Annotated in this window: 15 protein-coding genes and 1 pseudogene; 10 read left to right on the top strand and 6 right to left on the bottom strand. The window is 53.4% G+C overall.

Features of this window, described 5'->3' with window-relative positions:
* The first annotated feature begins 92 nt into the window (after positions 1 to 92).
* Complete coding sequence (locus OH663_RS17875) at positions 93 to 1,739, top strand: Na+/H+ antiporter (protein WP_045438610.1); 1,647 nt, start codon at positions 93 to 95, stop codon at positions 1,737 to 1,739.
* Between the two features lie 91 nt (positions 1,740 to 1,830).
* Here OH663_RS17875 and OH663_RS17880 read toward each other — a convergent pair whose 3' ends face one another.
* A complete protein-coding gene (locus OH663_RS17880; protein WP_045438614.1) occupies positions 1,831 to 2,721 on the bottom strand; it encodes a LysR family transcriptional regulator in 891 nt (296 codons plus the stop codon).
* Between the two features lie 101 nt (positions 2,722 to 2,822).
* On the opposite strand from OH663_RS17880, the gene OH663_RS17885 reads away from it, so the two are divergent.
* Both OH663_RS17885 and OH663_RS17890 read left to right on the top strand, forming a co-directional pair.
* Positions 2,823 to 3,233, top strand: coding sequence for a CidA/LrgA family protein (locus OH663_RS17885; RefSeq protein ID WP_045438618.1), 411 nt, complete (start codon positions 2,823 to 2,825; stop codon positions 3,231 to 3,233).
* A complete protein-coding gene (locus OH663_RS17890; protein ID WP_045438622.1) occupies positions 3,226 to 3,915 on the top strand; it encodes an LrgB family protein in 690 nt (229 codons plus the stop codon). Before OH663_RS17885 ends, OH663_RS17890 begins: the two co-directional genes overlap by 8 nt.
* Before the next feature lie 52 nt (positions 3,916 to 3,967).
* On the opposite strand, the gene actP is transcribed toward OH663_RS17890, so the two are convergent.
* From actP to acs, 3 genes are all read right to left on the bottom strand, one after another.
* A complete protein-coding gene (gene actP / locus OH663_RS17895) occupies positions 3,968 to 5,617 on the bottom strand; it encodes a cation/acetate symporter ActP (RefSeq protein ID WP_045438625.1) in 1,650 nt (549 codons plus the stop codon).
* Entirely contained in the window at positions 5,614 to 5,928 is a 315-nt protein-coding gene (locus OH663_RS17900) for a DUF485 domain-containing protein (RefSeq protein ID WP_045438627.1), read from the bottom strand. Before OH663_RS17900 ends, actP begins: the two co-directional genes overlap by 4 nt.
* Positions 5,929 to 6,169: 241 nt before the next feature.
* Positions 6,170 to 8,128, bottom strand: a complete 1,959-nt coding sequence (gene acs / locus OH663_RS17905) for an acetate--CoA ligase (protein ID WP_200012913.1) — start codon at positions 8,126 to 8,128, stop codon at positions 6,170 to 6,172.
* Between the two features lie 433 nt (positions 8,129 to 8,561).
* On the opposite strand from acs, the pseudogene nrfA reads away from it, so the two are divergent.
* From nrfA to gltP, 7 genes and pseudogenes are all read left to right on the top strand, one after another.
* A pseudogene (gene nrfA, locus OH663_RS17910) lies at positions 8,562 to 9,998 on the top strand (ammonia-forming nitrite reductase cytochrome c552 subunit).
* 44 nt (positions 9,999 to 10,042) lie between these two features.
* On the top strand, positions 10,043 to 10,609 hold the full coding sequence (gene nrfB, locus OH663_RS17915; RefSeq protein ID WP_045438645.1) for a cytochrome c nitrite reductase pentaheme subunit: 567 nt from the start codon (positions 10,043 to 10,045) through the stop codon (positions 10,607 to 10,609).
* Complete coding sequence (gene nrfC / locus OH663_RS17920) at positions 10,606 to 11,277, top strand: cytochrome c nitrite reductase Fe-S protein (RefSeq protein WP_200012911.1); 672 nt, start codon at positions 10,606 to 10,608, stop codon at positions 11,275 to 11,277. Before nrfB ends, nrfC begins: the two co-directional genes overlap by 4 nt.
* Complete coding sequence (gene nrfD / locus OH663_RS17925; RefSeq protein ID WP_045438653.1) at positions 11,274 to 12,230, top strand: cytochrome c nitrite reductase subunit NrfD; 957 nt, start codon at positions 11,274 to 11,276, stop codon at positions 12,228 to 12,230. The genes nrfC and nrfD overlap by 4 nt, the downstream gene beginning before the upstream one ends.
* A 13-nt stretch (positions 12,231 to 12,243) precedes the next feature.
* Positions 12,244 to 14,607 carry a heme lyase NrfEFG subunit NrfF gene (gene nrfF / locus OH663_RS17930; protein ID WP_200012948.1) on the top strand — a complete coding sequence of 788 codons (2,364 nt, stop codon included), beginning with the start codon at positions 12,244 to 12,246 and terminating at the stop codon, positions 14,605 to 14,607.
* Between the two features lie 176 nt (positions 14,608 to 14,783).
* Positions 14,784 to 15,335: a heme lyase NrfEFG subunit NrfG gene (nrfG, locus tag OH663_RS17935; protein ID WP_231593098.1), complete on the top strand. Its 552-nt coding sequence runs from the start codon at positions 14,784 to 14,786 to the stop codon at positions 15,333 to 15,335.
* A 343-nt stretch (positions 15,336 to 15,678) separates the two neighbouring features.
* Entirely contained in the window at positions 15,679 to 16,989 is a 1,311-nt protein-coding gene (gltP, locus tag OH663_RS17940) for a glutamate/aspartate:proton symporter GltP (RefSeq protein ID WP_045438658.1), read from the top strand.
* Positions 16,990 to 17,092: 103 nt separating this feature from the next.
* Here the strand turns inward: gltP and yjcO are convergent, their stop codons facing one another.
* The gene (yjcO, locus tag OH663_RS17945) at positions 17,093 to 17,776 is read right to left on the bottom strand and encodes a Sel1 family TPR-like repeat protein YjcO (RefSeq protein ID WP_048222406.1); all 684 of its coding nucleotides are present in this window, start codon (positions 17,774 to 17,776) and stop codon (positions 17,093 to 17,095) included.
* Positions 17,777 to 17,867: 91 nt separating this feature from the next.
* Entirely contained in the window at positions 17,868 to 20,015 is a 2,148-nt protein-coding gene (fdhF, locus tag OH663_RS17950) for a formate dehydrogenase subunit alpha (protein ID WP_081918179.1), read from the bottom strand.
* Between the last annotated feature and the right edge of the window lie 93 nt (positions 20,016 to 20,108).

Genomic DNA, 20,108 nt, shown 5'->3' on the forward strand with positions numbered 1-20,108 from the left:
CTCGTTGTCTTTTGCGTTACTCTGAAGTAGATAGAATTGAGGCACGACGCTTCTCGTCACATATCATAAGAAACATCGCAAACAGGGAACGCATGGAAATCTTCTTCACCATACTTATCATGACCCTTGTGGTCTCGTTGTCGGGGGTATTAACTCGCGTATTGCCCTTTCAGGTCCCTTTACCTCTCATGCAGATCGCCATTGGCGCCTCGCTGGCATGGCCGACGTTTGGTTTGCATGTGGAGTTCGACCCCGAACTGTTTCTGGTTCTGTTCATCCCTCCTTTGCTGTTTGCCGACGGCTGGAAAACGCCAACGCGTGAGTTTCTCGAGCACGGTCGGGAGATCTTCGGCCTGGCTCTGGCGCTCGTTCTGGTCACGGTTATCGGGATTGGTTTTATGATTTACTGGCTGGTGCCGGGGATTCCGCTGATCCCCGCTTTCGCACTGGCTGCCGTGTTGTCGCCAACCGATGCCGTCGCGCTTTCCGGCATTGTCGGTGAAGGGCGTATACCGAAGAAAATCATGGGTATCCTGCAGGGTGAAGCGTTAATGAACGACGCTTCTGGCCTGGTATCGCTGAAATTTGCCGTCGCCGTGGCGATGGGTACGATGGTGTTTACCGTCGGCGGTGCGACGGTTGAGTTCTTCAAGGTAGCGATTGGCGGTATCCTGGCCGGTTTTGTTGTCAGTTGGTTGTACGGCCGCTCCCTGCGTTTTCTCAGCCGCTGGGGCGGTGATGAGCCAGCAACGCAAATCGTCCTGCTGTTCCTGCTGCCGTTTGCTTCTTACCTGATTGCTGAACACATTGGCGTATCCGGGATCCTTGCCGCGGTCGCTGCCGGGATGACGATTACCCGTTCTGGCGTAATGCGGCGCGCGCCTCTGGCGATGCGTTTACGTGCTAACAGCACCTGGGCAATGCTGGAGTTCGTCTTTAACGGCATGGTATTCCTGCTGTTAGGGCTGCAGTTGCCAGGAATCCTGGAATCGTCGCTGGTGGCGGCAGAAGCCGATCCAAACGTCGAAACCTGGATGTTGTTTACTGATATCGTCCTGATTTATGTCGCGCTGATGCTGGTGCGTTTTGGCTGGCTGTGGACGATGAAAAAATTCAGCATGCGCTTCCTGAAGAAGAAGCCGATGGAGTTTGGCTCCTGGACGACGCGTGAAATCCTGATCGCGTCCTTTGCCGGCGTGCGTGGTGCAATCACACTGGCTGGTGTGCTCTCTATTCCGTTACTGCTGCCGGATGGTAGCGGCTTCCCGGCGCGTTATGAATTAGTATTTCTTGCTGCTGGCGTCATTCTGTTCTCGCTGTTTGTTGGCGTGGTGATGTTGCCAATTCTGCTGCAACATCTCGAAGTGGCCGATCACTCTCAGCAACTGAAAGAAGAGCGCATTGCCCGTGCGGCGACGGCCGAAGTGGCGATTGTCGCCATCCAGAAAATGGAAGAGCGTTTGGCTGCGGATACCGAAGAGAATATCGATAATCAGTTGCTGACTGAGGTGAGCTCCCGCGTTATTGGTAATTTGCGTAGACGTGCCGATGGGCGAAACGATGTAGAAAGCTCCATGCAGGAAGAGAACCTGGAACGGCGCTTCCGTCTGGCGGCACTGCGTTCAGAGCGGGCGGAGCTGTACCATCTGCGTGCTACGCGTGAGATCAGCAATGAAACGTTGCAGAAGCTACTGCACGATCTGGATTTGTTGGAAGCGCTGTTAATCGAGAACCAATAAACGGTTGTGCCTGATGGCGCTACGCTTATCAGGCCTACAAACCGGCAATACCGATGTAGGCCGGATAAGGCGTTAAGCCGCATCCGGCAATTTATGACTCTTGCGTTAACCAAAACCCTTCACAACATTTCAGCCACGCCTGGGCGCTGTGCGACAGATACACGCCTTCACGCCAAATCATGCCCAACTGCCAGCGTAAATTACTTTCCAGCGGGATCCAGCGCAGCGTCTGCTTATCCAGCCGCTGGCAGATCGGCTCTGGCAAAATAGCGATCCCGACCCCGGCTTGCACCATCGCCGCCAGAAAGTCCCACTGCCCGCTACGCACCGCGATTCGCGGCTTAACGTTGTGCTGATTAAACAGTTCAAGTAGCTGACGGCTGAGAGCAAAATCTTCGTTGTAGATCAGTAACGGATGCTCAGCCAGTGCTTCGGGTGAAATGGAATCGCAGGTTGTCCACTGGCCGGATCGTGGCACAAGTACGCAGAGTGGGTGGCTGAAAAGAGGTAAAGTTGCCAGTCCGCTCTCTTCTTCGACCGGTAGCGCCGTCATTGCCACGTCCAGATCGCCATTCATCACTGCCTGCTGGACGGTTAAGCCGCCAAATTCAGATACCTTCAGTTCCACGCCGGGATAGCGCTGGCGAAACAGGCTGATTGGCCCCGCCATAAGCATGCCGACCATCGGGGGGATCCCGAGTCGCAGGATCCCTTTATTGAGATGGTTAATGTCGCTGAGTTCTGCTTCGAGTTGCCGAAATTCGGCCAGGATCGCCAGACCACGCTCAAACACCACCTGTCCGGTGTCGGTCAACAACAGCCGACGTCCGTCACGAATTAACAGCGTGCAATTAAGCTCGTCTTCAAGGTTCTTCAACATTTTGCTGATGGTGGGTTGGGTGACAAAGAGCTTCTCCGCTGCGCGGGTGAAACTCTGCTGACGTACTACCTCAACAAAATATCGCAGCGTTCTGATATCCATGATTATTCCTTAAGACTATGCCTGCAATGAGTTTAATTCATTTCAGTCCTGGGGGGAGGCTCTCTATACTGGCGCTCTCTATTTTTTAAGGACATTCCCTCATGGCTGTGGCGATAAGCCGCGTGACGCCTGCCGTTATTCACCGACTCCAGATACCCGTTCAGGTACTGTTGTACGCAGGTTTATTTGTTTTTGCCCAATATCTTGTCTCCTGGCTACACCTGCCGCTTCCTGCCAATCTGGTAGGGATGATTTTGATGTTGGCGTTGATTGTCTGCCGGGTTATCCCACTTAACTGGATACGTGCAGGCGCCCGCTGGTTACTGGCTGAAATGCTGCTGTTTTTTGTTCCGGCTGTTGTGGCTGTCGTGAACTATACGCAACTGTTGCTGGTCGATGGTTGGCGCATTTTTGCTGTTATTGCGATCAGTACGCTGATGGTACTTGGTGCAACCGCATGGGTAGTAGATAAAGTGTATCGCTATGAAATGAGCAGGTTAAACCGTGAGTAACTTCCAGTTAAGCGTGCTTTGTCTGGTGATAACGCTGGGTATCTATTTTGCCAACAAGCGTCTGTATCGCCGCTTTCGTAAATTACCGCTGATGCCGCTGGTTCTTACACCGGCCCTGTTGGTACTGATGCTGGTTTTTGGCCACATTTCCTGGCAAAACTATATTGGTGAATCTCACTGGCTGCTGTGGCTGTTAGGCCCGGCGACCATCGCTTTTGCCGTTCCGGTTTACGATAATCTCGCGGTGATTAAGCGCCACTGGATGTCTCTGACAGCAGGTGTTGTCACAGCAACGCTGGTGGCTGTGACCAGCTCCGTCTGGCTGGCACGTTTGTTCATGTTACCCGATGAGATCCAACGCAGTCTGGCAGTACGCTCTGTCACCACACCGTTTGCGCTGGCGGCGGCGGAGCCGTTAGGCGGTCAACCGGATCTGGTGGCGTTGTTCGTAGTGGTTACTGGCGTGTTCGGTATGGCGGTCGGCGATGTGCTGTTTCTGCGGCTCTCTATTCGCGAAGGTATGGCGAAAGGGGCGGGATTTGGTGCGGCGTCCCACGGTGCGGGTACGGCGCGCTCTTATGAACTTGGTCAGCAGGAGGGAGTTGTCGCCAGTCTGGTGATGATGCTCTCCGGTGTGGTGATGGTTCTGGTCGCACCGCTGGTGGCTACATTGATGTTTTGAGAGAAAATGAACTCCTCCGACCCGCAGGCCGGAGGAGGAGAGAGACTATTAGTTAGTGCGCGCGACCCTGCTCTACACCGTACCCGGTCTGGGAACGGATGAACTGAGCACGGAACTGCTCCCGCTCACGGTTACCTTCTGCTGAGTTATCCGTAGCGGAGAAGAACCAAATCCCGAGGAACGCAACGCTGATAGAGAACAGCGCCGGGTATTCATACGGGAAAATAGCTTTTTCGTGGCCGAGAATTTGCACCCAAATAGTCGGGCCAAGAATCATCAGCACTACTGCCGTCAACAGACCTAACCAGCCACCCAACATAGCGCCTCGCGTGGTCAGTTTTGACCAGTACATAGAAAGCAGAATGATTGGGAAGTTACAGCTGGCAGCGATAGCGAAGGCCAGACCCACCATGAAGGCGATGTTCTGATTTTCAAACAATACGCCGAGCACGATAGCGATCACGCCCAGTACCAGCACAGTAATTTTTGAAACACGCAGTTCGTCACGTTCGGTTGCGCCTTTGCGGAACACGTTAGCATACAGGTCGTGAGAAACTGCTGATGCGCCTGCCAGCGTCAGACCGGCAACCACCGCCAGAATGGTGGCAAATGCCACGGCTGAGATAAAGCCGAGGAACAGGTTGCCGCCTACCGCATTCGCCAGGTGCACCGCCGCCATGTTATTACCGCCAATCAGCGCGCCAGCCGCGTCTTTGTACACCGGATTAGCACCGACCAGCATGATGGCGCCAAAGCCGATGATAAAGGTCAGAATGTAGAAATAACCCATAAAACCGGTGGCATAGAACACGCTCTTACGCGCTTCTCGGGCATCGCTGACCGTGAAGAAGCGCATCAGAATATGTGGCAATCCTGCAGTACCGAACATTAACCCGAGTCCCAACGACAACGCGGAGATCGGATCTTTTACCAGCCCGCCAGGACTCATAATGGCCGACCCTTTCGGGTGTACCGCCATGGCTTCGGTGAACAGGTTGTTGAAGCTGAAGCCGACGTGTTTCATCACCATGAATGCCATAAAGCTGGCGCCGAACAACAGCAGTACGGCTTTGATGATTTGCACCCACGTAGTTGCCAGCATGCCGCCGAACAACACGTACATCATCATCAGTACGCCAACCAGCACCACGGCAATGTGATAGTTCAGACCGAACAGCAACTGGATAAGTTTACCGGCGCCTACCATCTGGGCAATCAGGTACAGCGCCACCACCACCAGTGAACCGCAGGCAGACAGAATACGAATTGGCCCTTGTTTCAGGCGATAAGAGGCGACGTCAGCAAAGGTGTAACGACCAAGGTTACGCAGACGTTCAGCAATCAGGAACAGAATGATTGGCCAGCCGACCAGGAAGCCCAGCGAGTAAATCAGACCGTCATAGCCAGAGGTAAAGACCAGCGCGGAAATCCCGAGAAACGAGGCTGCTGACATATAGTCGCCAGCAATCGCCAGTCCGTTCTGGAAGCCGGTGATATTGCCGCCAGCGGTGTAATAGTCGTTACGCGACCGTACGCGTTTAGAGGCCCAGTAGGTAATACCGAGCGTAAAGACGACGAAGATCAGGAACATAACAATCGCCTGCCAGTTGGTTGGCTGGCGTTGGACTGCACCGCTAATAGCATCCGCCGCATTTGCGGCGAAGGGCAGCGTGGCGGCAAGCGCCGTCAGGACTCTCTTCATGATGCTTTAACCTCGTGCAGAACCGCATTGTTAAGACGATCGAATTCACCGTTTGCCCGCCAGATATAGATCCCGGTCAGAATGAAGGAGATAAGGATCACGCCCACCCCAATCGGAATACCCCGGGTAACGCTGGTTCCCGCATGCAGCGGCGTTCCCAGCCAGCCAGGCGCAAAGGCAATCAGTAAAATAAAGCTGATATAAACCACCAGCATGATGATGGACAGAACAGCGGCAAACCGTTGCCTTTTTTCAACTAATTCCCTGAAACGCGCACTGTCTTCTATCCGCTGATAAATATTGTCATTCATCACAGAGCTCTCCAGAGGTCCCCCTGCGTCTTTCGCGTTACAGACTCGTTGGCCGCACTCACCCACCCCAGTCACATAGTGAACTCTGTTCTTGGGGATGTGCTCGTTTGTCGCCTTCCTGTAACGCGAAATCCTTTGGGGGAGGTTTTTATATTTCCCTCCCGGTGAAGAGAGGGTAGGGTCAGATTTGTAGGCCGGATAAGACGCTTTGGCGTCGCCATCCGGCATTTTCAGGACTTTGTTAGGATGGCATCGCGATAGCCTGCTTCTCTTCGAGCAGTTTCTCTACCACACCTGGATCGGCGAGGGTCGAGGTATCGCCCAGATTGCTGGTATCGCCCGCCGCAATTTTGCGCAGAATACGGCGCATGATTTTGCCGGAGCGGGTTTTCGGTAGTGAGTCAGTCCAGTGCAGCACATCTGGCGTTGCCAGCGGGCCAATTTCTTTACGCACCCAGTTGCGAACTTCAGCGTACAACTCAGGTGACGGCTCTTCGCCGTGGTTGAGTGTGACGTAAGCGTAGATCGCCTGGCCTTTGATGTTATGTGGAATACCGACTACCGCGGCTTCGGCGATTTTCGGATGCGACACCAGCGCCGACTCGATTTCCGCCGTACCCAGACGGTGACCGGAGACGTTCAGCACGTCATCAACGCGTCCGGTGATCCAGTAATACCCATCTTCGTCACGACGCGCGCCGTCGCCGCTGAAGTACATATTCTTGAAGGTGGAGAAGTAGGTCTGCTCGAAGCGCTCGTGATCGCCAAACAGGGTTCTCGCCTGACCCGGCCAGGAGTCGGTAATAACCAGATTGCCTTCGGTAGCACCTTCCAGCGGATTACCCTCGTTATCAACGATGGCGGGTTGCACACCAAAGAACGGGCGCGTCGCGGATCCGGCTTTCAGCTCGGTTGCACCCGGCAGTGGGGTGATCATGAAGCCACCGGTTTCGGTCTGCCACCAGGTATCGACGACCGGGCATTTTTCGTTACCAATCTTCTTCCAGTACCACTCCCACGCTTCCGGGTTGATAGGTTCGCCCACCGATCCCAGAATACGCAGCGATGAACGGTCAGTACCTTCAATCGCTTTATCACCTTCTGCCATCAGGGCGCGAATTGCGGTTGGTGCGGTATAGAGAATATTCACCTGGTGCTTGTCCACAACCTGCGACATACGTGCAGGCGTTGGCCAGTTGGGGACGCCTTCAAACATCAGTGTCGTTGCACCGCAGGCCAGCGGGCCGTACAGCAGATAGCTGTGTCCGGTAACCCAGCCCACATCAGCGGTACACCAGTAGATATCCCCCTGATGATAATCAAAGACATACTTAAAGGTCGTCGCCGCGTAAACCAGATAACCGCCAGTGGTGTGTAGCACGCCTTTCGGTTTACCGGTGGAGCCGGAGGTATACAGGATAAACAGCGGATCTTCCGCGTTCACTTCTGCCGGCTGATGCTCAGGACTCGCTTTTTCAATAAGATCGGACCACCACAGGTCACGACCTTCCTGCCAGTCTGTCTTCCCACCGGTACGTTTGAGGACCACTACATGTTCAACGGTTTTCACGTTCGGGTTTTTCAGCGCATCATCCACATTCTTTTTCAGTGGGATGCCGCGTCCGGCGCGCACACCTTCATCAGCGGTGATTACCAGGCGTGAATTTGAGTCAATGATACGTCCGGCAACGGCTTCCGGTGAGAAACCGCCGAAGATAACCGAATGCACAGCGCCAATGCGGGCGCAGGCCAGCATGGCAACCGCAGCTTCCGGAACCATTGGCATATAAATAGCCACGACGTCGCCTTTTTTAATCCCCAAATCCAGAAGGGTATTGGCAAAACGGCAGACATCGCGATGCAGTTCGCGATAAGTAATATGTTTGCTTTGGGTGGCATCATCGCCTTCCCAAATAATGGCGGTGCGATCGCCATTTTCCAGCAGATGACGGTCAAGGCAGTTCGCCGCCAGATTCAGCGTGCCGTCTTCGTACCATCTTATGGATACGTTGCCAGGTGCAAAAGAGGTGTTCTTAACCTTGCTGTACGGTTTGATCCAATCAAGAATTTTTCCCTGCTCGCCCCAAAATGTGTCGGGATCGGTAATGGACTGCTGGTATTTCGCTTCGTACTGCTCCGGGTTTATCAGGCAACGGTCCGCAATATTTGCGGGAATAGCGTGTTTGTGTATTTGGCTCATGGCTTTTGTTCTCCTTGTAGGATGTTAATAATATGTCGCACAAACGTTAAATGTAGGGGCTTTGGCGTTTTTGTTTAGTATTTGCGCGGCAGATCACGCAATAAAGGAATTGTGCAAATTAGCGGCAAACTGATTTTTGAAGGGAACTAGCAAAAATTGATTAAATCTCGTAATAACATGCAGTTATCAATAAATTGTTGAAAAGGTGATCCGTATCGAAAATAGACAAAAGAGTGAGGCTCGGAAGGGGGTGAATAACTCTAAAGTGGTATTTTACATACACTTACAATTGATTAAAAACAACATTTCTTGTGGGGTTTCTTGTTACAAATAGGGTGGAGCAATGTCATGACAGTATTCGTGTGGTTGCTGTTATGGAAAACAATAAAAGAACCGCCATTGAAAGTAATGGCGTCATCTGGATGAGACCCCTATGGCAAGGACAAAATCACGCGTACGCCGTTTCTTCAGCCTGATATTACCGTTTTTATTTATATCTGTTGTTAACGCTGAACAAACCCCTGTACCCGCAAAGACCGTCACCGTTGAAGCGAAGAATGAAACCTTCGCCCCTCAGCATCCCGATCAATATCTCTCCTGGAAAGCCACGTCGGAGCAGTCAGCTCGTGAAGATGCGCTGGCAGAAGATCCTCGACTGGTGATCCTGTGGGCGGGATATCCTTTCTCCCGCGATTACAACAAACCGCGTGGGCACGCGTACGCGGTTACCGATGTGCGTGAAACCTGACGTACCGGCGCGCCAAAAACGGCAGAAGATGGTCCGCTGCCGATGGCCTGCTGGAGCTGTAAAAGCCCGGATGTGGCACGTCTGATCCAGAAAGACGGGGAAGACGGTTACTTTCACGGCAAATGGGCGCGTGGCGGCCCTGAAATTGTTAACAACTTAGGCTGCGGCGATTGCCATAACACCGCATCGCCAGATTTCGCCAAAGGGAAGCCTGAATTGACGCTGTCTCGCCCTTACGCGGAACGCGCTATGGAAACGATTGGCAAACCGTTTGATAAAGCCGGTCGCTTTGACCAGCAGTCAATGGTTTGCGGTCAGTGCCACGTGGAGTACTACTTTGACGGTAAAAACAAAGCCGTTAAGTTCCCGTGGGATGAGGGCATGAAAGTTGAGAACATGGAGAAATACTACGACGCCATCGCGTTCTCCGACTGGACCAACTCTCTGTCTAAAACGCCAATGCTGAAAGCGCAGCACCCGGAATATGAAACCTGGAGCGTGGGCATTCATGGCAAGAACAATGTGACCTGTATTGACTGTCACATGCCGAAAGTACAGAACGCCGAAGGCAAGATCTATACCGACCATAAGATTGGTAACCCGTTCGATAACTTCCCTCAGACCTGCGCTAACTGCCACACCCAGGATAAAGCCTCACTGCAAAAAGTGGTTGCTGAGCGTAAACAAGCGATTCATGACCTGAAAATCAAAGTTGAGGATCAACTGGTTCATGCGCACTTTGAAGCAAAAGCTGCATGGGATGCGGGCGCGACGGAAGCTGAAATGAAGCCGATTCTGGAAGATATTCGCCATGCACAATGGCGCTGGGATCTGTCGATTGCTTCACACGGTATTCACATGCACGCGCCGGAAGAAGGTCTGCGTATGTTGGGTAGCGCGATGGATAAAGCCGCTGATGCACGCACCAAACTGGTACGTCTGCTGGCGACCAAAGGCATCACTCATGAAATCCCTCTGCCGGATATCTCCACCAAGGAGAAAGCCCAGCAGGCGATTGGTCTGAATATGCAGCAAATCAATGCTGAGAAGCAGGACTTCATCAAAACGGTGATTCCGCAATGGGAAGACCAGGCACGTAAAAACGGTCTGTTAAGCCAATAACCCCATTCCGCCTCGCAAGGGGCGGATAACTCAACGGAGTGAATATGAGCGTATTACGTTCGTTATTAACTGCTGGGGTGCTGGCGTCAGGCCTGTTCTGGAGCCTGTGCGGGATAACCGCCACGCCAACGCCACAGGAATCGGAGCAACGCTGGACGGTAACCCAACAGCGTAACCCGGATGCCGCCTGTCTGGATTGTCATAAGCCAGACACTGAAGGCATGCATGGTAAACATGCACAAGTCATCAACCCGAATAATAAACTGCCGGTTACCTGTACCAACTGTCACGGCCAGCCATCCCCGAATCACCGTGAAGGAGTGAAGGATGTGATGCGCTTTAATGAGCCGATGTACAACGTGGAGCAGCAGAACAGCGTCTGTATGTCCTGCCACCTACCTGAGCAGTTGCAAAAAGCGTTCTGGCCGCATGATGTCCACGTGACTAAAGTGGCCTGTGCCAGCTGTCACTCATTGCATCCGAAGCAAGACACGATGCAGACGCTAAGCGATAAAGGACGGATTAAGATTTGCGTCGATTGCCACAGCGATCAGCGTAACAATCCAAACTTTAACCCGGCGTCTATTCCCTTGCTTAAGGAGCATCCATGAGTTGCTCTCGTCGCCAGTTTATCACCGGCGTCAGCGCGCTGGTGGCTGTGAGCGGGACGGCGGGACGCGTTGTGGCGAAGACGTTGAATATCAACGGCGTCCGTTACGGCATGATACATGATGAGTCATTATGCATCGGCTGCACTGCCTGTATGGATGCCTGTCGGGAAGTCAACAACGTGCCAGAAGGCGTCTCGCGTCTGACGATTATTCGTAGTGAGCCGCTGGGGACGTTTCCCGATGTGAAGTACCGCTTCTTCCGTCACTCTTGCCAGCACTGCGATCATGCTCCCTGTGTTGACGTCTGCCCGACGGGGGCGTCGTATCGCGATGCCACCACCGGGATTGTGGATGTAAACCCGGATCTTTGCGTCGGCTGCCAGTATTGCATTGCCGCTTGTCCTTACCGTGTGCGATTTATCCACCCGGTCAATAAGACGGCGGATAAATGCGATTTCTGTCGGAAAACCAACCTGAAAGCGGGCAAACTGCCTGCCTGCGTTGAGTCGTGTCCGACGAAAGCGTTGACGTTCGGTAATCTGGACGATCCCAACAGCGACATCTCTCGTTTGTTGCACCAGAAAAACACCTACCGTTACAAGCTGGCGCTGGGCACAAAACCGAAGGTCTACCGCGTTCCCTTTAAATATGGGGAGGTGAGCCAATGACACCCGCTTCTGCTTTTCATTTTGAATCACTGGTGTGGGATTGGCCCATTGCCATCTATCTGTTTCTGATTGGCATATCCGCTGGACTGGTGACGTTGTCGGTATTGCTGCGACGGCTGCACCCGGAAGCGGGCGGTGCCGACAGTACGCTGCTGCGCACCACGCTGGTACTCGGGCCGGGAGCGATTATTCTTGGTCTGTTGATTCTGGTATTCCACCTGACGCGACCGTGGACCTTCTGGAAACTGATGTTCCACTACAGCTTCACTTCGGTGATGTCGATGGGGGTCATGCTGTTTCAGTTGTACATGGTGGTGCTGGTGTTGTGGCTGGCAAAAATCTTCGAAAAAGATGTTATTGCCCTGCAACAGCGCTTCATCCCGCGTCTGAGTATCGTGCAGAAACTGCTGGCGCTGATAACGCCGTTCCATCGTCTGCTGGAAACAGTAATGCTGGTGCTGGCGGTACTGCTCGGGGCATATACCGGGTTCCTGCTGTCGGCGCTGAAATCCTATCCATTCCTGAATAACCCGATCCTGCCGGTCCTGTTCCTGTTCTCCGGGATCTCCTCCGGGGCGGCGGTTGCGTTAATTGCCATGGCATTACGCCATCGCAGCAACCCGCACAGTACTGAGGCGCACTTTGTTCACCGTATGGAAACCCCGGTTGTCTGGCTGGAGATCTTCCTGCTGGCAGCGTTCTTTGTGGGGCTGGCATTAGGCGATGACGGCAAAATGCGTGCACTGGCAGCAGCGCTGGGTGGTGGTTTCTGGACCTGGTGGTTCTGGCTTGGCGTTGCCGGGCTTGGGCTGATACTACCGATGCTGCTGAAACCCTGGGCTAATCGTAGCTCGACGTTTCACGGCGTTCTGGCGGTGTGTGGCGCCAGTCTGACAGGAGTGCTGTTACTGCGCTTTTTTATTCTGTACGCAGGCCAGCTTACAGTTGCATAAGGTAGGGTGATTTCTGGAAATATTCCTTCCTGAAGCCGGTTTTCTGGCACTCCTGTTAAGTCTCGGGGTCAACGTGTTGACCCCGCTTGCCGCGCTGGTGGGTGTTCGCCTGCGCTGGCAGGGCGTGATGCGTCTGGCAAGCGTTGGCGTATGGACGCAATTTACACTGCTGCTGCTGGCTTTTGCCATTCTGGCTTTCTGTTTTCTGACCAGCGATTTCTCCGTTGTTTACGTTGCCCAGCATAGTTACAGCCTGCTGCCGTGGGGGTTAAAACTTGCGGCGGTATGGGGCGGTCATGAAGGATCGCTCCTGTTGTGGGTACTGTTTCTTTCCGGCTGGAGTGCGCTGTTCGCCTGGCGCTATCGGCGGGAACCGGACACGCTGTTTCCGCTGACTCTCAGCGTTCTGTCAATCATGACAGCTCTGCTCCTGCTGTTTGTGGTGGTGTGGTCTGATCCGTTTGTGCGTATCTTCCCGCCAGCGATTGAAGGGCGCGACCTTAATCCGATGCTGCAACACCCTGGACTTATCTTCCACCCGCCGCTGCTCTATCTTGGCTACGGTGGCCTGATGGTGGCGGCTGGCGTAGCGCTGGCTTCGCTGCTACGCGGGAGCTTTAGCGCGGCGACCGCCTGGGTATGCTGGCGCTGGGCGCTGCCTGGCTGGTGCGCTCTGACGTTGGGTATCATCCTCGGTTCCTGGTGGGCGTATTGCGAGCTGGGTTGGGGCGGTTGGTGGTTCTGGGACCCGGTTGAAAACGCTTCTTTATTACCCTGGCTTTCTGCCAGCGCGTTGCTGCATAGCCTGTATGTCACTTGCCAGCGGGGAATCTTCCGCCACTGGTCGCTGCTGCTGGCGATTGTGACGCTGATATTATCGCTGCTGGGTACGCTGATTGTACGTTCCGGTATTTTGGTTTCTGTCCACGCCTTCGCGCTGGATAACGTCCGCGCCGCGCCGCTGTTCGCGCTGTTTACCGTGCTAAGCCTGGCATCACTTGGTCTGTATGCCTGGCGGGCGCGGGATGTCCACCAGGCTGCGCGTTTTGGCGGCTGGTCGCGCGAGATGTCGATTCTGGCGGCGTTGCTGCTCTTTTGCGCAGTGCTGCTAATCGTGCTGATCGGTACGCTCTATCCGATGATTTATGGCCTGTTTGGTTGGGGACGACTCTCCGTTGGCGCACCTTATTTTAATCGTGCCACGCTGCCGTTCGGCCTGCTCATGCTGGTGGTGCTTGGTCTGTCGGCGGGCGGGTTCTGGAAACGCTCTGCACGCATTTCCTTGCGCCGACGGGTCTGGCCATTTGCCATTGGTTTGTTGGTGGCTGCGCTGTGCTGGTCGCTGGGTACGCTGGACGCAATGGCTGGTGGGCTGGTCGCTGCGGTAATGGTGCGACTCTGGTTTCAGCCTCTGGAGGCACTACGCCGCCAGCTTCCGGCATTGCTGGCGCACACCGGTGTGCTGGTATTTGCTGCGGGGATCATCTTCTCCAGCGGCAGTCGGCACGAGATAAGCCTTAATTTAAGCCCCGGGGAACAGGTTGAACTGGCAGGTTATACGTTTCGTTTTGATCGCCTCGATCTTGCCGCACACGGGAACTACACCACCGAAAAAGCGCGAATCGTTATCTCAGAAGATGGGCAGCACATCGGCAGCGTTGTGCCAGAGCGACGTTTTTATGCGGCACGGCGTCAACAGATGATGGAGCCGGGTATTCGCTGGGATCTGCTTCATGACTGGTATGCGGTGATGGGCGAAAAAACCGGGGAAGAGAGATATGCGATGCGCTTTTACATTCAGACCGGCGTGCGTTGGGTATGGGGCGGCGGGTTGTTGATGGTACTCGGTGCGCTGCTCAGCGGATGGCGAGGGAGGAAGCGTCCTGGATTGTTGCCTGATGATGCTGCGCTTATCGCTCCTGTCTGTGATGAATCAGAAAAGCTGAATAAGGCTTCGACGCCATCATCCGGCAAAACGATGTTACTGCTGGCAGTGCTGATTTTTCTGCCCTTTAGCGGCCATGCTCAGATTGTGGATACCTGGCGCTTTGGAAACCCGCAACAGCAGGAAAAAGCGCTATTTATTGCCAGCCAACTACGCTGCCCCCAGTGCCAGAACCAAAACTTACTGGAATCCAATGCGCCAGTGGCGGTCAGTATGCGTCATCAGGTTTACAGCATGGTGGAAGAGGGGAAAAGCGAGGAGGAAATCACCACCTGGATGACTGAGCGCTACGGCGATTTTGTGCGCTATAACCCCCCGTTGACTGGACAAACGCTGCTGCTGTGGGCATTGCCGTGCGTCCTGTTGTTGCTGGGAGGGATTATCCTGTGGCGGGTGAGAGTCAGCCAACGCAACCGCGGAGAACGTAAATGAGTCTGCATCAGGTCAGTGTAATATTACTGCGTCACAGCCAGCAGCAGGCTCAGCGGCTACTGGCACAACCCGAGGCGGAGCAGTTACAACAGGAGCTGAACCATGATCTGGCAGAACCATCGCGGCTTGTTACCTCATCACGTCGGCTTCCGCTGAAGTGGCTGAGTGTCTCGGTCATGCTGGTGGCAGCAGCCTGCGTGGGGGCTTATTTTCTGATGCCAAAATGGCAGGCGATCCGCGTGGAACAGGCGCGTCTGGCGGACCCTTTACACGCCTTTTCTGCTGAAAATGTGCAGGAAAAACAGCTACTATCCCTGCAGGAGAAAATCCGCGCTAACCCGCAGGACAGCGCGCAGTGGGCGCTGCTTGGTGAGTATTATCTCTGGCAAAATGCGTATCATAATGCGCTGCTGGCCTATGAACAGGCGCTGCGTTTACGCGGCGAAAACGCTGAAATCTACTCGGCTCTGGCGACGGTGTTGTACTATCAGGCCGGGCAGCACATGACACCAAAAACCCGTGAAATGATAGATAAAGCCCTGGCGCTGGACGCCAGTGAAGTCACCGCGTTGATGCTTCTGGCTTCCGATGCATTTATGCAGGCTGATTACGATCAGGCTATTTCGCAGTGGCAAAAAGTACTGGATTTAAACTCACCAAGGGTGAATCGTGTGCAGTTGATTGACTCTATCAATATGGCGAAGTTGTTGCAGAATCGGCAGAAATAAAATTGTTTTTTTGTGATTTGCATCGTTTTTGCTGTTTAAAAAACAGGCGAACGAACAAATGAGCAAAAAAAACTCACGCCATGACTTCTTCATTTTTGAACATATTAAAATTCTTTTATAACAAAAAGTTATTCATCGTTATCCCGATAAAATTGCATTTTTATGCATAAATTCAGCTGAAGGCTCTGTTCCTGGAGGGTTGCGCGAGATAGCACGCAAATGATAATGATAATAAGCGTTAAAAAACTCCATAAACGAACGCAACACAATTCATACCCTTTCAGTATGTACTATTACCACACACTGCATGTGGAATAGCGCTCCACCGAGGAAGTCCGTTGTTATGAAAAATTTGAAAGTCAGCCTGGCCTGGCAGATTTTGATCGCCATGGTGCTGGGCATTTTGCTAGGGAGTTACCTGCATTACCATAGTGACAGCCGAGAATGGCTGGTGTTAAACCTGCTGTCCCCGGCAGGCGATATCTTTATCCACCTGATCAAAATGATCGTAGTTCCGATTGTTATCTCAACGCTGATTGTAGGTATCGCCGGGGTCGGTGATGCAAAACAACTGGGTCGTATTGGCGCAAAAACCATTATCTATTTCGAAGTGATCACCACCGTTGCGATCATCCTCGGTATCACGCTGGCGAACGTATTCCAGCCCGGTACCGGCGTTGATATGTCGCAACTGGCGACCGTGGATATTTCGAAATATCAAAGCACAACCGCAGAAGTGCAGAGCCACGCGCATGGCCTGATGGGCACTATTTTGTCACTGGTGCCGACCAACATTGTTGCATCAATGGCAAAAGGCGAAATGCTGCCGATTATCTTCTTCTCGGTGCTGTTTGGCTTAGGGTTGTCTTCTCTGCCAGCGACCCACCGCGAACCGCTGGTTACCGTGTTTCGCTCCATCTCTGAAACCATGTTTAAAGTGACGCACATGGTGATGCGTTATGCGCCGGTCGGTGTTTTTGCGTTGATTGCCGTTACCGTTGCAAACTTCGGTTTTGCATCCCTGTGGCCGCTGGCGAAGCTGGTACTGCTGGTGCATTTCGCCATCCTGTTCTTCGCGTTGGTCGTACTGGGTATCGTGGCACGCGTGTGTGGGCTGAGCATCTGGATCCTGATTCGTATTCTGAAAGACGAGTTGATTCTGGCCTATTCCACCGCCAGTTCCGAGAGCGTGCTGCCGCGTATTATTGAGAAGATGGAAGCCTATGGCGCTCCGGCGTCGATCACCAGCTTCGTGGTGCCGACCGGTTATTCATTCAACCTTGATGGTTCGACGCTGTACCAGAGTATCGCCGCTATCTTTATCGCTCAGTTGTACGGTATTGATCTGTCATTGTGGCAGGAAATCGTGCTGGTGCTGACGTTGATGGTGACGTCGAAAGGGATCGCAGGCGTGCCGGGCGTATCTTTTGTCGTGCTGCTGGCTACGCTTGGCAGCGTGGGGATTCCACTTGAAGGCCTGGCGTTCATTGCCGGTGTCGACCGTATCCTTGATATGGCGCGTACCGCACTGAATGTGGTGGGTAACGCGCTGGCAGTACTGGTTATTGCGAAATGGGAACACAAATTTGACCGCAAAAAAGCGCTGGCCTATGAGCGTGAGGTGCTGGGGAAATTTGAGAAGACCGCCTTGTAGGGCCGGATAAGGCAACGCCGCCATCCGGCAACCTGCTCTGGGTTGCCTGATGGCGCTACGTTTATCAGGCCTACAACGACTACGTTCATCCGGCAACTCAAAACTAGCCGTTCGTTAACTTATCAAACTCCTCGCAGCCGGTATCAAATCCTTCCGTACAGCTCAGATTCAGCCAGTGCAGAGCCTTCTGTTTATTCTTCTCGATAAAGCCCTGCTCGCCGTTTAAGAACATCATCCCCGCCCAGTACTCGGAATAACCGGTACGCGAAATGGCAGAACTGCGTTTGAAATACCATGTCGCTTTCTCATCATCTGCGGGTATGCCCACACCGTTGGCATAAATCAGCCCTAGCAGCATTTGTGCATCAACAGCTGAATCGCTTTCCAGATTCTCGGATGCATTTTGTAGCAACGTAATGGCTTTGGGATAATCTGGTCGCCCCGCCTGAGTGTTCACCAGAATTCGCGCCAGCGTGATTTCCCCGGCCTTACTGCCAGCCTGAGTGGCTTTTTCGGCCAGCGTTTTGGCTTCCGGGTAATCCAGACTGACCGGATTGGTTATCTTAATTTGCGCCAGTAAGGCCCAGGCATCTGCATCACCGTTGTCGGCGGCTTTTTGCGCCCAGTATTCGGCTTTGCTCAAATCGCCGGAACTAAACCAGGTATCAGCGAGGAAGTATTGCGCACGTCGGTCTCCGGATTCGGCAGCCTGCAGAAACTGGCTACCAGGCTCTTCGGCATGGACAAAGCATGTGATTAACACCATTAAGGCGAAAAGTCGTTTCATCTTATTTTTAGATTTAGTGTAGGGAATGAACAGTATAGAGAGAATATTTGCATAAAAAAACGGCCTCCGAATGGAGGCCGTAGAGACAAGCTTAACCCATTGCGCTTTCGCGCAGGCTGGCTTTCAGCTTGGTGTACTCATCAATAACGTATTGTTCGGCAGCACGCTGATCGGCAATGCGTTCAACGTTGACGGCACAGTACTTATACTCCGGCGTTTTGGTAATCGGGCTTAAGTTCTCGGTTACCAGTTCATTACATGCCCCAATCCACCACTGGTAGGTCATGTAAATCGCACCTTTGTTCGGACGGTCACTCACTGCCGCGCGGGTGATAACTCTACCCTTGCGAGAGTTAACCCACACCAGATCTTCATCCTGAATACCCAGACGTTCAGCGTCGGCGGTGTTGATCTGGGCATAGCCCGGTTCATCCGCCAGTGCAGCCAGCGCTGCACAGTTGCCGGTCATGGAGCGGCAAGAGTAGTGGCCAACTTCACGCACCGTAGACAGTACCATTGGGTACTCTTCGGTGAGTTTATCGATTGGCGCTACCCAGTCGCAGGTGAAGAACTGCGCCAGGCCGTTCGGGGTGTCGAACTTCTCTTTGAAGAGGTAAGACGTACCCTGGTCGGCATCTGAGGTGTCGCGACACGGCCACTGGATATAACCCAGCTCGCCCATTTTCTCGTAAGTGGCACCGTAGAAATCAGGGCACAGATGACGCAACTCATCCCAGATTTCCTGGGTGTTGTTGTAGTGCATCGGATAGCCCATACGGGTAGCGATTTCACTGATAATCTGCCAGTCCGTTTTCAGGTCCCACTTCGGCTCAACGGCTTTAAAGAAGCGCTGGAAGCCACGGTCAGCTGCGGAGAAAACGCCTTCATGCTCACCCCATGACGTAGACGGTAAAATAACGTCTGCGGCAGCGGCTGTTTTGGTCATGAAGATATCCTGCACAATGACCAGTTCCAGATCCTCAAAGCCTTTGCGCACCGCGGAGAGTTCAGCATCGGTCTGTAATGGATCTTCACCCATAATGTACGCCGCGCGAACTTCGCCATGTGCCGCACGGTGCGGCAGTTCGCTGATGCGATAGCCGGTATGTGCAGGCAGGCTTTCAACGCCCCAGGCTTTGGCGAATTTCTCGCGGTTAGCCGGATCTTTCACATACTGATAGCCCGGATAGGTATCCGGCAGTGCACCCATGTCGCATGCGCCCTGAACGTTGTTCTGGCCACGGACCGGGTTAACACCCACGCTTGGCTTACCGAGGTTACCGGTCAGCATGGCGAGGCTGGTCAGTGAACGCACGGTTTCCACACCCTGATAGAACTGGGTAACACCCATGCCCCAGAGGATGGCCGCGCTTTTTGCCGATGCGTACATACGCGCAGCCTGACGAATTTCCTGAGCGCTAACGCCAGTAATATCTTCGACGGACTCCGGCGTGTAGCCTTCGACAATCTTGCTGTACTCTTCGAAGCCTTCCGTACGCGAGGCCACGAACGCCTGGTCATACAGTTTTTCTTCGATAATGACATGTCCCATGGCGTTGAGCAGCGCGATATTCGAGCCGTTTTTCAACGCGATGTGCATGTCGGCAATGCGCGCAGTTTCAATTTTGCGCGGATCGCAGACGATAATTTTCGCCCCGTTACGTTTAGCGTTAATCACGTGATTCGCCACGATAGGGTGGGAATCCGCCGGGTTGTACCCGAAGATGAACACTAAATCTGTGTTATCAATTTCATTGATAGCATTACTCATTGCGCCGTTACCGACCGATTGGTGCAGACCTGCAACCGAAGGGCCGTGTCAGACGCGAGCGCAGCAGTCAACGTTATTGGTACCAATAACGGCGCGCGCGAATTTTTGCATTACATAGTTGGTTTCGTTACCTGTGCCGCGAGATGAACCGGTCGTCTGAATGGCGTCCGGGCCATACTTCGCTTTGATGGCGCTCAGGCGATCGGCGACGTAATTAAGCGCTTCATCCCAGGATACAGATTCCAGCTTGCCGCCACGCTGGCGACGGATCATTGGGGTTTTCAGACGAGGGGTCAGGATCTGGGTATCGTTAATAAAATCCCAGCCATAGTAGCCCTTCAGACACAGGGTACCCTGGTTGGTTTTCCCCTGCGCCGCCTCAGCCCGGACGATTTTGCCGTTATCGACCACCAGGTTGATTTTGCAACCTGATGCGCAATATGGGCAAACCGTGACGACTTTTTTCATCGGTCTCGCTCCAGTTAATCAAATCGCGCATACGCGCTTGTCGCTTTAGTTATGCATCTTTTATGCCATGTTTTTATTAGGGGCATTTACTGA

Source organism: Citrobacter sp. Marseille-Q5395 (assembly GCF_947057495.1).
In the GTDB taxonomy this organism is placed as follows: domain Bacteria; phylum Pseudomonadota; class Gammaproteobacteria; order Enterobacterales; family Enterobacteriaceae; genus Citrobacter; species Citrobacter murliniae.